Source organism: Nostoc sp. DedQUE07 (assembly GCF_034530975.2).
Lineage (GTDB): Bacteria > Cyanobacteriota > Cyanobacteriia > Cyanobacteriales > Nostocaceae > Nostoc.
This window is the reverse complement of sequence record NZ_JAVRCC020000013.1, coordinates 93,166-107,364: the sequence shown is the minus strand read 5'-3', so window position 1 is coordinate 107,364 and position 14,199 is coordinate 93,166. Positions and strand designations below refer to the sequence as shown.

The 14,199-nt window shown below is 39.1% G+C and carries 10 protein-coding genes and 1 pseudogene; 5 read left to right on the top strand and 6 right to left on the bottom strand.

Annotated features, from left to right (window positions below):
• Positions 1 to 21: 21 nt before the first annotated feature.
• The 3 genes from RMZ95_RS13175 to RMZ95_RS13165 form a co-directional block, all read right to left on the bottom strand.
• Complete coding sequence (locus RMZ95_RS13175; RefSeq protein WP_322684125.1) at positions 22 to 1,686, bottom strand: tryptophan halogenase family protein; 1,665 nt, start codon at positions 1,684 to 1,686, stop codon at positions 22 to 24.
• Positions 1,687 to 1,753: 67 nt separating this feature from the next.
• Positions 1,754 to 2,467, bottom strand: coding sequence for a hypothetical protein (locus RMZ95_RS13170; protein WP_322684124.1), 714 nt, complete (start codon positions 2,465 to 2,467; stop codon positions 1,754 to 1,756).
• 513 nt (positions 2,468 to 2,980) lie between these two features.
• A complete protein-coding gene (locus RMZ95_RS13165) occupies positions 2,981 to 3,181 on the bottom strand; it encodes a hypothetical protein (protein WP_409882597.1) in 201 nt (66 codons plus the stop codon).
• A 14-nt stretch (positions 3,182 to 3,195) separates the two neighbouring features.
• Here RMZ95_RS13165 and RMZ95_RS13160 point away from each other — a divergent pair, with 14 nt between their 5' ends.
• Complete coding sequence (locus RMZ95_RS13160; protein WP_322684123.1) at positions 3,196 to 3,336, top strand: hypothetical protein; 141 nt, start codon at positions 3,196 to 3,198, stop codon at positions 3,334 to 3,336.
• A gap of 32 nt (positions 3,337 to 3,368) precedes the next feature.
• Here RMZ95_RS13160 and RMZ95_RS13155 read toward each other — a convergent pair whose 3' ends face one another.
• Positions 3,369 to 3,761 carry a hypothetical protein gene (locus RMZ95_RS13155; protein ID WP_322684122.1) on the bottom strand — a complete coding sequence of 131 codons (393 nt, stop codon included), beginning with the start codon at positions 3,759 to 3,761 and terminating at the stop codon, positions 3,369 to 3,371.
• 151 nt (positions 3,762 to 3,912) lie between these two features.
• Positions 3,913 to 4,092: pseudogene (locus RMZ95_RS13150) on the bottom strand (hypothetical protein); the annotation flags it as partial.
• Positions 4,093 to 4,169: 77 nt separating this feature from the next.
• Here RMZ95_RS13150 and RMZ95_RS13145 point away from each other — a divergent pair.
• Together RMZ95_RS13145 and RMZ95_RS13140 are read left to right on the top strand one after the other, a co-directional pair.
• Positions 4,170 to 4,373, top strand: coding sequence for a type II toxin-antitoxin system HicB family antitoxin (locus tag RMZ95_RS13145; protein ID WP_322672322.1), 204 nt, complete (start codon positions 4,170 to 4,172; stop codon positions 4,371 to 4,373).
• Complete coding sequence (locus RMZ95_RS13140; protein ID WP_109007162.1) at positions 4,370 to 4,597, top strand: type II toxin-antitoxin system HicA family toxin; 228 nt, start codon at positions 4,370 to 4,372, stop codon at positions 4,595 to 4,597. The genes RMZ95_RS13145 and RMZ95_RS13140 overlap by 4 nt, the downstream gene beginning before the upstream one ends.
• 19 nt (positions 4,598 to 4,616) lie before the next feature.
• Here RMZ95_RS13140 and RMZ95_RS13135 read toward each other — a convergent pair whose 3' ends face one another.
• Positions 4,617 to 10,295: an alpha-2-macroglobulin gene (locus RMZ95_RS13135; protein ID WP_322684158.1), complete on the bottom strand. Its 5,679-nt coding sequence runs from the start codon at positions 10,293 to 10,295 to the stop codon at positions 4,617 to 4,619.
• Positions 10,296 to 10,780: 485 nt separating this feature from the next.
• Between RMZ95_RS13135 and pbpC the strand changes: the two genes are divergently transcribed.
• Together pbpC and RMZ95_RS13125 are read left to right on the top strand one after the other, a co-directional pair.
• Complete coding sequence (pbpC, locus tag RMZ95_RS13130) at positions 10,781 to 13,135, top strand: penicillin-binding protein 1C (RefSeq protein WP_322684121.1); 2,355 nt, start codon at positions 10,781 to 10,783, stop codon at positions 13,133 to 13,135.
• Positions 13,136 to 13,285: 150 nt separating this feature from the next.
• A complete protein-coding gene (locus RMZ95_RS13125; RefSeq protein ID WP_322684157.1) occupies positions 13,286 to 14,056 on the top strand; it encodes a red chlorophyll catabolite reductase in 771 nt (256 codons plus the stop codon).
• Positions 14,057 to 14,199: the final 143 nt, after the last annotated feature.

Sequence of the window (14,199 nt, the reverse complement as noted above, 5' to 3'; positions counted from 1 at the left end):
ATTGTTTGCGTAAGTCATATATTAAATTGGCACAGGAATTTGATATGCGCTCTCGTTCACTGATGAAGTAGGTAAATGATTGTCGCTGAGGTATTCTGACTGTTCTTGAGACTTAATTACATAAGTTAAGTATTCATATTGAGAGGGTAGATTTGTACTCAGGTAATTGGCTTTTTCCTTAATTGCCTGAAATTTAGCTAGCGCCTTTTCGTCGTCAAGATGCTCCAAGAGAGGTAAACTACCTTCAGGCTTATGATTGAGTCCAAGTAACATTACCGAATAAGAGTATGTCTCGAAGCCATGAAAATATGGATTGATATTCTTTTTATTTGGTAATCTGCTTTTCCACAACTTTAACTTTTCTTGCAGTTCCGTAGGAACTTTAATTTCTTGCTTAGTTGCTTGCCAAAACTTTGTATCTGCTCGATCGCTGGCACGGTAATGGAGTACCAAAAAGTCCCGAACACCATCTAGACAGTTAGCGATCGCTCTATTATAGTTGCGGATCAATTCTTCATTGAACGATTTCCCTGGAAAGTGATTGACTAACTCTTCGATTCCATGCTGAATAAAAAATATGCCAGTAGATTCTAATGGTTCAACAAAGCCACTGGAAAGCCCTATTGCTACACAGTTTTTCACCCATGAGTTTCTGTTACGTCCAATCCTCATTTGGATATGAGAGGCTTTGCAATTATCAGCGACATTTCCTAGATGCTGACGAAATTCTTGTTCTGCTTCCTGTGCAGAGATGAAGGCGCTAGAATAAACATATCCTGTACCATCTCTGCCATACAAAGGTATATTCCAGACCCAACCTGATGAGAGAGCAGTTGCAGTTGTGTAAGGGTTGATGCCATTTTTCTGAATATCGCTTGGTATCTGTATGGCGATCGCGCGATCGCACAGTAGCGACTCTGAATAAGAAATGAATGGCTCACCAAGAGCTTTGTTAATCAAAAGACCACGGAAACCAGTACAGTCAATGAAAAGGTCTCCACTGATAATGCCATGCTCGTTAGTGTTGAGACTATCTATGCTTCCATCTTCGGTTAAATTTACATCTACCACATCATCAACAATTTGTTTCACGCCCCTCTGTATTGAATAATCTTTCAAGAATCTAGCAATTAGATTTGCATCAAAATGGTAGGCGTAAGGATATTGCCCTTCGGCATCAGCAAGTGTGATGAGATTTTTTTCAGAAAAATGTTTCTCTGAGAATAAATGTTCTACTCTATCATCAAAGATTTTGCCATTAAGATATCTCGGAGACCTTTGGCGATCGCACAGCGTCGGTGCCATGAAGCAGGAATAATCAAATGCCTCATTGGCACTCTTAAGTTTTAACCACCATTCAGAGATACTGAATCCATCAATAAAATCAAATCTTTCAAAAGGGTGGTAAAAGTGTCTGCGATCGGAATTCCAATCAACAAATTTAATCCCCATTTTATAAGTAGCATTGCATTTTGGCATCCATTCATACTCTTGTAATCCCAGAAAATCAAAAAATGACTTGATGCTACTAAAAGTTGCTTCGCCAACTCCAATTTTTGTAATATTAGAAGACTCTACCAAGGTAATCTGAACATTTTTTTTCAAGGCTTTACTCAAATAAGCTGCCGTCATCCAACCTGCTGAACCACCACCGACAATTACAACATTTTGTACGTGCTGTGACATAGTAAAATTTCTCCTTCCGGCTTTAATTAGGTATTAATTTTCAATTTCAATAAATTTGCTAATTAATTTATGCAGTTTTCAATAGTTGCTCAATTTTATGGTTTTTGGCATATACCAAAAGACCGTTTGTAAATTGGGTAAAAACTGTAAATAAGTTTTCAACTAGTTCAAAAGCTTCTTGTTGCGCTGCTTCTGATAGTTGAATATCTTGTAACAATTGCTCTATTCCAGATGAACCTGTCATGTGACCAGTTTCAACATCCAAATGGAAATCTGCAAAATATCGGCATGATTTTTGGGTAATTGCTTTAATTTCTTTGCCAATTTCTGCTGCTATAGAAAACATTATATTACCTGTTGCTTCGGTAACTTCAATGAGGATTAGTTTTTGAATAGGAGTAGCTTGCAAAGTATATCGATAGAGTTGATAGCTCAACCAGCGAGCATTCTGAGTTTCTTCACTCCAAAGAAATTTCAATGCATCACTAAATTGCAAGGTTTTGTCAAATTCTAGATTCTTCAAATCTTCCAGAAACCACAGCCAATGATGGTCATCTTCATAAGTATGTTTGTTAATTAATGTCTGAATTGGATCGGTTGTTGGTTCTACTCGCAAAAAATACTTATTCAGTTCTCCAAAATTCATAATAAAATGAGCAGCACATGGTGCCCAAGCTAACCTTTGTCTGGGATTTATACTTTTATCTTGCATAAAATTAAACAATGGCACTTGAGCAAATTCTTGTTTTTTTTGTTCAATCAATGCTAGTACTTGTTGCATTTTTAATTGTGCTGATTTTCAATGTTTAATATTCAAGCAGAAGTAACTTACCCATTTTGTTGTAGGAAGGTAATCTGCTCAAACTTTGATTGTTAAATTCTCAAAACTTTTTTGATAATCATTAGCTCAAAACCCACTATTTGAATAGCAAATAATGTCTAATTTGGATATTGCAGGTTTAGTTAAGAGTGTGTAGATAATTGGCCTTTGAACACACGCGATAAATCTCACCTCTACATCAGGGTTTTAGGTGTATTGTGTTATATCGTATTGAGGCTAAGGCTAAATTGTAACCAGGTAATTTACTGTTATTGTTTTTACTTTAACTTCAACATATCTATGTAATAAACGTAGCCTTTACTTAAGTACGCTTGTTAAGAAAGGGTCTTATATGAGCGTTTCCTGCGCTCATAAAAACCAAATCGGCTGGTTAGGCCTTCTACCCTAGCTAAAATTTGAGTATATACTTGGAAAGATTTTTAGACTTGTTGTAGCTAAAAGTAGTATAAATAATTACTTTACATTCTCAAGTATTAATGTAGACTCAGCAGTACGCCCAAATTCTTTTGGCGCATATTGCAGGTGAACTTCTGCACCAGGCCAAGAAAATGTCCCAGGTGTCACAGAACAAACTAAGTAATGCAAGCTATAAACTCCAGGTTCCAGGTGGTCGGCGTAGGCGATAATGCTTTGTAAACATTCTCTATAAGTGATATAAGTTCAGCTTTATGACTAAATATTTATATCTTGCAAAAATGCACAAGAAAAAAGCGATCGCCTACTCTTCTCTCAGTAATGGTAGTGCGATCGCTCTTTTTACAAAAGCTTATATAGTTTTGATAGTAAAGTATTCAGTACCATCTTCATGAATACTACGCAATAATTCTTTGGCTAAGTTTGACTATTGATCTACCGTCAGATTCTTCAACTTTTCTTCATCAAAAGTAAGCCCATGACGTTCTAAATATGGGCGCAAATTTATTTGAATGAATAAATCTTTTAGTTCTTGGGCAATTTCTTGGGGTGGATTTCCTGATAATGCGATCGCAATTAAACGTTCTGCTGCTTGAAATTCACCACAGTCTATTGCAAGAGTTGCAGCACTACGATGCAATACTGAACGAGTCGGTTCGGCATCAAGTTGATTGGCAATTAGTGCAGCAGCTTGGGATTCTTTTTCAAAAGCTTGTCGAGAAACTTGACTAGCTTGCTTTAAGTCTCCTCTGAGTTTAGCAGTAAAAGCTGCTTCGGCTAAATCCATCGCTTCTTTATGCAACTCCTGAATCTGACTCATTTTTCCACAATAAAAGATAGGGGTCTGCTAAATTCAACATTTAGTTAATACTAACTCTTGGGGTTTATCCAAGCTAAACAGACTGAATCTTATTGTGATTTGTTTTATTGTACTTTAATTGCAGTTGCAAAAATGTAATTAAGTACAATTATTACTTCCCATCCTCCAATATTAATGTAGACTCAGCAGTACGCCCAAATTCTTCTGGCGCATATTGCAGGTGAACTTCTGCACCAGGCCAAGAAAATGTCCCAGGTGTCACTGAACGGACTAAGTAATGCAGACTATAAACTCCTGGTTCCAGGTGGTCGGCGTAGGCGATAATGCGATCGCCTACTCTTCTCTCAGTAATGGTAGTGCGATCGCCATAAATCATTGAAAATAAAAAAGTAACTTTATTGTCAAGTTATGAAACTCAGAGTTGTATTAGAACCCAGTGACGAAGGCGGATACACCGTCCATGTTCCCTCACTTCCTGGTTGTATCAGTGAAGGAGAAACATTAGAAGAAGCATTAGAGAATATCCAAGAAGCAATAGAACTTTACCTTGAGCCATTGGAAGATGAATGGATTACTCAAGAAGGCGTAATAGTCAGGGAATTGGTACTGTGAGCAAAGTTCCCAATTTACCTTACACTCAGATTATCGCTGCTTTAGAACGGGATGGATGGATAGTTGTACGCCAGCGAGGTAGTCACATTAGATTGGAAAAAAGCATACCGGATGAAGTCTTAAAATTAACTGTTCCAGCTCACCGCCCAGTTAAGCGTTCCACCCTAGCTAAGATTTTAAAGCAGGCCCGTATAGACTTGGAAAGATTTTTAGATTTGTTGTAGCCAAAGATGGCATAAATAATTACTTCCCATCCTCCAGTATTAATGTAGACTCAGCAGTACGCCCAAATTCTTCTGGTGCATATTGCAAGTGAACTTCTGCACCAGGCCAAGAAAATGTACCAGGTGTCACAGAACGGACTAAGTAATGCAGACTATAAACTCCTGGTTCCAGGTGGTCGGCGTAGGCGATAATGCGATCGCGGTACACATTCTTAAAACCAAGTTCCCAGCTATCGGCTTTTGCTTGTAATGCAGCTGTAGCAGTTTGAAAACTCGCATCCACAGCCTCAAAACCTGATGGTAGGGGATCTTTTATCACCAGATGATCCACAGAACGATCGGCAATGATTTCTAAACCAATATCAAACACTTGTCCAGAGGCTAAAGTCAAGGGTTTATCGAAAGCATAAAGACCTGTTTTTTGCAAAACTTTCTCTTTATTTACTTGACTAATTTCTCGTGTTATGCGTAGTCCGTTAAATTTACCTGGTTGATTATCTTGCAAGCGATAATTATAAGCAACCAGATAGTGTAAAGTGCCATTACCTGATTTTTGCAGGGTTAAATCATTACGCCCACGAGGTAATTTATTCATCGGCACATTTAGCTGTAAGCTGGGATTTTGATAGCCATTAAACTGATTTTCTCCTAACTTATTACCAGCTAATTCCACTGTGGCAACAAAATTAGGTGGTGTGGGTTGCAGTTGACTATAATCTACCAAAGCTGTTAAAGTTTGGGCATTATTATAGTTGGTTTGCCACGTACCATTCCGTCGCAATGCCAGAAGACTTTGAAATAATTTATCTATAACTTCGGGTTTACTTTGTTTGGCAATAAATAAGCGTAAAGCTTGTGCTTGCGTCGTAGTAGATGAACTCATCCATCCCCAACTAGTTGGTAAACTCACAACTGCTGTGCGGCCAGTTTCATAAACATTCTGTTGCAGTTTGTTCGCTAATTGTTGAGATTCATCTTGCCATTCTGGGAATTGAGATGAGTATCGCGCTAGTTTAATTTGAGTTGCTACATCAAAATTATTGCGCTGTTCATAAATATCTGCGAGGAAAGTATTGCGTTTATCTCCCAATTCTGCTAATGAGATTAAAGCATTAAGTTGCAGTTGCCTTTTACAGAGTAGTTGTTTGCAAAAGTCGTATTCTCCGGGGTTTGCTAGAACTTTTTGTAAATAAGCTTTCAGGCGAGACACCATTGCAGAATCAACTAAATTAGGGAACACCTGACTAGCTTTAGCCAAAGATTCACCCGTATAGGAAGAAACCCAAGGGTCGGATTTTTCTTGTCCGGGGAAAGCAGCAAAACCACCATCAGCTATTTGGAGTTTTTGTAATTTTTCAATTGCTTGACTTGCTTGTTGGCTAGGATTAAATTCTGTAAATGTCTGACCATATTTCTGTGCAATAATTTGCAAATTAGCAGCAATTATTAATTGACTCGCCGCCGGTTCTGTAAATGGTAAATCATCATCTTCTACAGCCTGTTTTGCTGGTGCTTTAATTTCTGGAATCAAAGTACTCGCCAACTGAATATCTAAACCTCCTGCATCAGGAAAGGTATTTTTATCAACATTTAAGGGAATCTTCACCTGTTTTTCAGTGACACCAGATTCAACGACTTGTTCTGTAATTTCAATTGGCTTAATTTCCAAGGGTACTTCAAAAGCATCTGCGGCTGTACCATTTAGCTGAGTCGTAAAGCGAACTTTACCAGTTCCCACACTATCTGCCAGCATGGGGAAGCGATAAGCATGAGTTGCGGATTCAGCTTTGGTTTGCAAAGAAGTCGCTGTGGGGTTTTTCTCAGCAAACTTCACATTACCGCTAAGTTCGCCATTAATTGAGAGATTTCCTGTATTCCCAGTGTTGTTAGTTACAGATAAGCCAGCGAGAATGCGATCGCCTGGACGGGCAAATTGTGGCAAGATGGCATTAGTTAGCAGTGGTTTGGTGCTGATAAACGTCGCCTCCCCATTCCCGAAACGCAGATTTCCATCAGTGGCGACAGCCATCACTCGCCATGTAGTTAAATCATCCGGGAGTTTAAAGGTTATCTGTGCATTCCCATTTGCATCGGTAAGGACAGAACCGTTGTAGTAAGCTAAGGCTTGAAAATCGGTGCGAGTGCGAGTATTTGCTGCACCAGTTGAGAAACCACCGCCATAACCCCAACCTTTCGGTTTAGTTACATCTTGTGCTTGTAATATAACATCCGCGCGATTATCGTTAAAGCGGGTAGGTATTACCTGTTCTGCATAAACTGTATCTACCAAATCTGGCGGACGATAACCAGAAAGTTGTAACACCGCTTCATTTACCACCATGACTGTAAACTGTCCTTTGGCGGGGTTTCCTTGATTGTCCTTCAGTTCTAGCTGTACCGTTTCTTCTGCACCAGGTTCTAATGATGCTTGCACTGGCTTAACTTGCAGTTTTAAATACTTATCTTCTAAATTAACTTTAAAAGGTGTGAAACCAATCTTCACCAAGTTATCTAAACTTCCCGCTTCCACTTGGTTTATGGGTTTACCTTGTCTTACTAACACAGCTTCGATGGCTGCATTTGGCAACATTTCTGGCGTAACTTGAAACTGAATTTGTGGTGCGCCTCCCTGAACTTTGGTAATCTGCTGATAAAGGGGTTTATCTTTAATTACAGCAAAGTACAATTCTGCATCTGGATAAGGAGATTGAATTATTGCAGTAGCAGTTTCACCAGGTTTAAACTCTTTTTTATCTAATTTAATTTCTAAGACATCTTTTTCTTTATAACCCCAAAATACTGGATTTTCTCCAGTTGCCCAAATTTGTAAATCTGTGGCACTTAATTCACCTTTTGCATCACTAAAATTAACTCTAATCCTGTATGAACCAGATTCCGGTGCTGTTAAACTTACCGATTGCGGATTACTTGCAGATGTAATTTCACCTTGTCCTACCGTTTTATATTCAACTTGATTTTTTGGAGTTTGACTACCTTCCACCAACTGCGTAACGCTGCTATATTTAATCTGTTGTAATTCCAAACGCACCCGTTGACCTGTGATTGCTTTTCCTGTAGGGTCAGTAACAATCACTTCAATAGGAAAAGCCTTACCAGCATCAGCGATGAAATTACTTTTTAATCCAATAAGGCGATTACTCGGTAAAGCTGTAAATGTTTTGGAATTCGCTACTGACAGATTAGAAACATCTGCAACTTGCACATCTACTTGGTAAGTCATCGGATATGGTAAATCATTAGCCACATTTACAGTTTGACTACTTTTACCATTAGCATCTAGTTGGGCATTAGTTTGCAATACATCAGTAGATATAGTAGGGGTTTCCTCCGGCCATAACCATTGCCTACCAAAAGTAAATTCTTCCCAACCTTTAGGAACAAAATCAGCCTGCTGGCGAGTAATAAAATATTTTGCTTCTCCACCTTCTACAGGCGCACCAAATAAATAATTGCTTATAGCATTAATATTAACTTTCTCGTCAATGAGAGCAAATTCTTTATCTAAGTTGAGTTCGACTTTAAAGTTGGGTGGTTTAAACTCAGCTACCCGAAATTCTCCAGAAATTTCTTGTCCATTTTTACCTTTCGCCTGGATTGTATAGTAGCCTAAGCGCTGAGTAGTTTTGATTGGCAACTCCAGAGAAAAACTGCCAAATTCATTTGTGGTTTGCGTACCTAAGCTAGTTTTTTGTCCATCGGGATTTACCAAAGTTAATTGGTAAGCAGCATTTTTATCTTGCTGAATTGCACCATTTTGTAAATAGTCTGCAAAACCAGTCAACCAAGCTTTTTCACCTGGTTGATATAACTGTCTATCTGAGAAAATTATCCCGCGTGATTCTGGCTTCTTATCTTGCCAACCCGCATCAATGCCGTAGCCATAAACACCGCTATATTCTTCAGTTCTAGCAAATGCCCAATCTTGATTTTCGCGGGCAATTACTAATAACTGTGGTGATTTACTAGAGCTTTCATTGCCAGAATAACATTTCTGTAATCCTTCACGAACAATTCTAAAAATTCCATTGTCATCAGTTTTACCTGTTGCACAAGGTACTGGTTCTGGACGAGATTTTGCTTGTAATTTTGATTGATAAATTTCAACAGCAGCCGCTTGAACTGGCGAACCATCTGTAAGATGATTGACACGAATTAACCCTGACTCAGGAAACCACTGAGTAAATACGCCCAAATTTGTCAATTCAACCATGCCATAAGTCGTAGGTTCGCGCCACAGTTCCTTCCCATTCTCTTGATATTTATTCGTGCGGGCTTGGACTCCATAAGCTAACATGCCGGTAGTAGAATTTATTTTTTCCCGCAGAGGAACAGCAATATCAACTGATTGATTTTTCTTAACCGATACCTTAAAGCTTTGCCATTCAGAAGGTTGTGGTAATAAATCACTACTATTATTAAAATAAACTAAATCTGTCGGTTTAACTACTCGATAAGCGGCTTTATATTTAGATTCTGGCAAATTTCCCGTACTAATATTTAGCTGTAAATTTTTACTTGTAGGGAAAATATTCAAATCTGATGGTACCCAAATATCTCCAGCTAAATCTCCAGTGTCATATTTAAGGGTGACAGGTTTACCCAAAGTTTGCCCAAACTTATCTTTGAGATTTCCGCCGATAGTAATTGTATAAGTCTTGGCAGGTTCTAGCGCATAAGGATTAATCCCGACAATTTTATCTTCATCATTAACTTCCAAAATTCTCGAAATTTCTTTTGGTGCTGGATTAATAGTAATGTTTTCTTTAGCTGACTCTGCTAATAAAATGTTATTAAATTCTAGCTGCGGGCTGCCTTTAACAAATCGTCCAAATGTTCCGCCTGAATCCGGCTGTCCGTAATAGTTAATTTTCTGAAATGCTAAAGGCGAATAAGTTGCTAATTTACTAGCAAATTCTTTCTCTGTCGCTAGATTGCCATAAGCAGGACGTATTCCGGGAGAAAATACTAGGCGATAACTAGTTGCTTTTTCTAGATTTTGCTGTGGGATGAGATTATAAATCCAATTGCGTGCCGAAGGGTCAAATTTTTCTAAAGGATCTTCTTCATTTTTTAATGGTTTTTCTTCTTTGTTTAATTCAACTTTAAAACCTGTACCTTTACTTTTACCTTCAGGAATTAGCTGTAAATGTTCTTGTACAGAAGCTAAATCCAATTCTACATTAGAAGTAAACTGTAACTTTTGTTGTAAATCAATTAGTTCGATATCAGCTTTCTCTATGGGATTGACACCGGGTAAATTAGTTAATTTAATGGATTCAGTGTTGAAAGTCCAAGGTAAATCTTTGTCTAGGTGATGATTTTTTAAATCGGCTAAACCTGCTTTCAGAGTAACTTGAAATCTTATCGCTATTGGTAATGCTTTATCAGCTTGAAATCCCACCATGCGTGGTGTTAAAAAGCGAAATTGACCGGGTAAAGGCGGCCAAAGGGCAAATTTTTGTAATATTTTTTGCTGTTCTGGACTATCAAGACTTTCAATTGGGATTAAAGCTTCTTGAAAACGGATGCGGATTTGGTTGAGGGGTTTTGCATCTCCAATGGGACTTATTTGTTCAATCCAGTCTGGTAATTTTGGTGGTGTGAGTGAGGATACTGCTGGAAGTTGTTCTTTACTTGAATTGATACTAAAGAAATTACATCCTGTCATCGCTAGCATGAATGTGAAGAGAAGAATAAATTGTATTTTTCTCTTCTGGCGTGAAAAATGACTAATTTTTTTTAACAAACCGCTAAGGACGTTAAGAAAGAGATAGAGAATTTTACGATAAGAACTGAGTAAAAATTTGATAATCATATTTTTTAGTAATTCAAAATAAAAAATTCACAAATTATAGCAAGCAAAAGCTTGCATTACCTGATTTACTTGGTAATGGCAAGATTAATAAAGGATGCAGACGACTATTTTTTACTCAGACTTTGGATTTAACTATGTTTATTTACATAGATAACCAATCTAGTGTAGTTGTTCCAAAAAATCACTACAATTCTTAACTAATTAATAAGTATTTAACTTCTGCAAATATTAATTTACATCTGCTAAGTGATTTCAAATAAATTATTAAGGATTTGACATATTGACTGATATAGATGTAATCGCTGCGTCAAAATTAAGGTAGGTTTTCTTGAACAGGGGATTCCCTGATGAAACTAATTTTACGATCGCTACTCAAACTCAAGCACAGTAGTAAAGTTATCCTGGCTGTGCTGCTAATCTGTCTGGTGGTACGCTTACTACCTTATTTTGCGCCCATTCGTGCCGCAGATATTGCTCAAAATCAGTTGGCAATGCAATTTAGCGATCGCAATGGTTTACCATTAGGAACATTGCTCACCCGCGACCAAGAACATACATCAGTAGTACCACTAAATCAGGTTTCGCCCCAGTTTATCCATGCGATTTTAGCCGCCGAAGATGCCAGCTTTTACCATCATGGGGCGTTGGATATGAAAGCTGTTATCCGCGCCAGCAAAGAAGCCATCCACGCTAAAAGAATTGTTTCCGGTGCTTCCACAATTACTATGCAGTTGGCACGGATGTTAGATCCAGTGCCGCGCAGCTTCTCTGGTAAACTGAGTGAAATTTGGCTAGCTTGGCGGTTAGCAGCAGGAATGAACAAAGATGAAATTCTGGCTGCATATATCAATCGGCTACCAATGGGCGGGAATATATATGGTGTGGAAGCCGCCGCACAGACTTATTTTTCCATTCCAGCTAGTGAATTGAATCTTGCTCAAGCTAGTTTGTTGGCTGCTATTCCCAATAATCCCACATATTTTAATCCTTACGAACATTGGGAACGGCTGAAGCAGCGGCAAAAATACGTCCTTAATCGGATGGTACAGGAAAAGTATATTAGTGGTGCGATCGCAACCCGAACACACACCGAAAAGGTTGTGTTTCAGTCTCGCCAACGGGGAATTATCGCCGCACCACACTTTTTATTTTGGTTAGCCAATCAAATCCCCCCTAGCAAGCCTTACAAAGCGGAGAATCAAGCCCCCCTTTTTAAGGGGGGTTGGGGGGATGAATCCGTTATTCGCACGACTATCAATCGCCCTTTGCAGCAGTTTGTCGAAGCACAGCTACAGCAGGTAATTTCTTCTTTAGCCGCTAACAATGTCCATGATGCAGCTGCGTTGGTGATTGACAACCACACTGGTGAAGTTTTGGCTTATGTCGGTTCACCTGATTACTTTAATGAAGCTAAACTGGGACGCAATGATGGAGTGCAAGCACTACGTCAACCAGGTTCTACCCTCAAGCCTTTTGTTTATGAATTAGCTTTAGAAAAAGGTTTAATTCGCCCAAACAGCATTTTGGCAGATGTACCCGCCCATTATGCAATTCCCGGCGCGAAACTTTACAGCCCCACAGATTACACCGAAAGATTTCTTGGCCCTGTGCGGGTACGAATCGCTTTAGCAAATTCTTTAAATGTACCTGCAATAAAGGTGTTAGAAAAAGTCGGTGTGGAAACTTTTTTAGAACGACTGCATCAACTGGGATTTGAACACCTCAATCAAACTCCAGAACATTATGGTTTAGGTTTGACTCTAGGTAGTGGCGAAGTCAGTCTTTGGGAATTAGCCCGTGCATACTTAACCATAGCACGACAAGGAGAGGCGATTTCTTTAGTAAGCACATTTTCCAATTCCCCAATCCCTACAGACGCGATGAATCGCGTCTCTACAAACTCCCCACTCCTTAATCACACAATCTGGCAATTAATCACCAACATACTCAGTGACAGCTATGCTCGTGCAACAGCATTTGGTGTAGACTCGGTGTTAAATTTACCCTTTCCTGTTGCTGTTAAAACTGGCACTTCTTCCAATTTTCGGGATACTTGGACTGTTGGCTTCACTACAGATTACACCGTCGCTACTTGGGTAGGCAACTTCAACGGCGAACCGATGCGACAAGTTTCAGGTGTGACGGGCGCAGCACCTTTATGGAATCGAATTATGTTACATCTGCACGAACATCAAGAACCAGCAGGTTTTCCATCTCCAGAAGGTTTAGTGCAATTACCTGTTTGTGCAATTTCTGGATTACGACCCACCCCAGATTGTACCTCAGTGGTGCAGGAATATTTCTATCCTGAAGATAAAAGTAATTACGAACGCGAGCATCAATTCAATTTGCCACCAGAGTATGATGAATGGTTAGCAAAACAACAGCAATCAAATTTTACTTCTGCCAGTTTGAGAATTTTATCTCCGCATCATGGCGATTTATTTTTAGTTTATCCTGGTGAAGAAACGCAGCAAAAACTCGAATTTAAGCTAGCGGGAAATAAATCTGCACCAGTCGAGTGGTGGTTAAATGGCGAAAAGTTAGATACAAACTCAGCTAATTCTTTATTTTGGAATTTACGTCCTGGTAAGTGGACTTTGGAAGCGAGAAGCGAGGAAATGATAGACAAAGTAAGTTTTCAGGTAGAGTTAGCTAATGTTAAACCTACGCGTCGAGGATTTTCTATTAGTAATAATTGAAGCTCTCTAACTCTTATTCCTCTGTGTTCTCTGCGTTCTCTGTGGTTTGATCTTCCGTGACTTGTGCGTAAGTCCCGATCGCTAACGAATTAGATACCGGAAAGTGTCAAACTAAATATGAAGTTTATAAAAAAACTGCAAACTCAAACCATGACTCAGCAACCAACTGATTTAGATAATAAAGCTGTATTTGAGCAGTTGTGGGAGATTACAAAGGAACTCCGCCAAAAATTAGAGGCTCGTTTTCAGTTACATCCAGACGCTTCTGTAGAAAATTTACAGCAATATAGCAGTCTTGATGGCAACATGAAAGGTTCGCTGACTGCTTTTTCTGGGGAAGAAATTGACTGGCTAGTGCATTCGTGGTTGGGAAACCCGGAAAAATCAAACTTTGGTACTATGCGTCTCACTACTTGGTTGAAGTCCCATATTCAGGTTCCTCATTTGGCCTTTGAGTTTGGCACACTTCCAAATGGAAATATTTTCTTTTATATAGATTACATTGCCAGAACTGAGCTTTTAACCGATTTGGCATATCTCGATCGCTACTATGAGCCAGTTAATCAAACATTCTTAAAGTTACAGTCAGATGCGCGGCTCAAGGTATTTACCAGCAAAAGTACTTATATTCGTCTATTTCAATCGCCTGTTAGCTTGTGTTACACAGGCGCACCTACTTTTGAAACTCTCGAACTAACTCGCACACTTGCACGCGAAACACTCGATCGCTGGTTAACTTGGGTAGATGTAGCCGAACCTGTGCCAGAAGATGCACGAGAAGCTTTAGCTGCTCGTGATTTAGAACTCCGCCGTATCAGTGCTGAACGCGATCCAGGTAATAAATTTGCCGCACAGATGTTTGGCTCGGAATTGACAGATAAACTTGTGCGATCGCTCTGGGGTGGCGATCGGATTCTCTAAATTAGTCATTGGTCATTGGTCATTGGTCATTGGTCATTGGTCATTTGTTATGGCTCTCAATTTTCCATGTCCACTAATTTAGAATCGTACTGCGCTTTAGCATCGCAAGTTACTTGTTATGCAATTAACCAAACAAGCGATCG

Coding starts and splice junctions, on each gene's coding strand:
- RMZ95_RS13145 (WP_322672322.1), top strand. CDS start 4,170: ATGAAACTCAGAGTTGTATTAGAACCCAGTGACGAAGGCGGATACACC.
- RMZ95_RS13125 (WP_322684157.1), top strand. CDS start 13,286: ATGACTCAGCAACCAACTGATTTAGATAATAAAGCTGTATTTGAGCAG.
- RMZ95_RS13175 (WP_322684125.1), bottom strand. CDS start 1,686: ATGTCACAGCACGTACAAAATGTTGTAATTGTCGGTGGTGGTTCAGCA.
- RMZ95_RS13160 (WP_322684123.1), top strand. CDS start 3,196: ATGACTAAATATTTATATCTTGCAAAAATGCACAAGAAAAAAGCGATC.
- pbpC (WP_322684121.1), top strand. CDS start 10,781: ATGAAACTAATTTTACGATCGCTACTCAAACTCAAGCACAGTAGTAAA.
- RMZ95_RS13135 (WP_322684158.1), bottom strand. CDS start 10,295: ATGCTAGCGATGACAGGATGTAATTTCTTTAGTATCAATTCAAGTAAA.
- RMZ95_RS13155 (WP_322684122.1), bottom strand. CDS start 3,761: ATGAGTCAGATTCAGGAGTTGCATAAAGAAGCGATGGATTTAGCCGAA.
- RMZ95_RS13170 (WP_322684124.1), bottom strand. CDS start 2,467: ATGCAACAAGTACTAGCATTGATTGAACAAAAAAAACAAGAATTTGCT.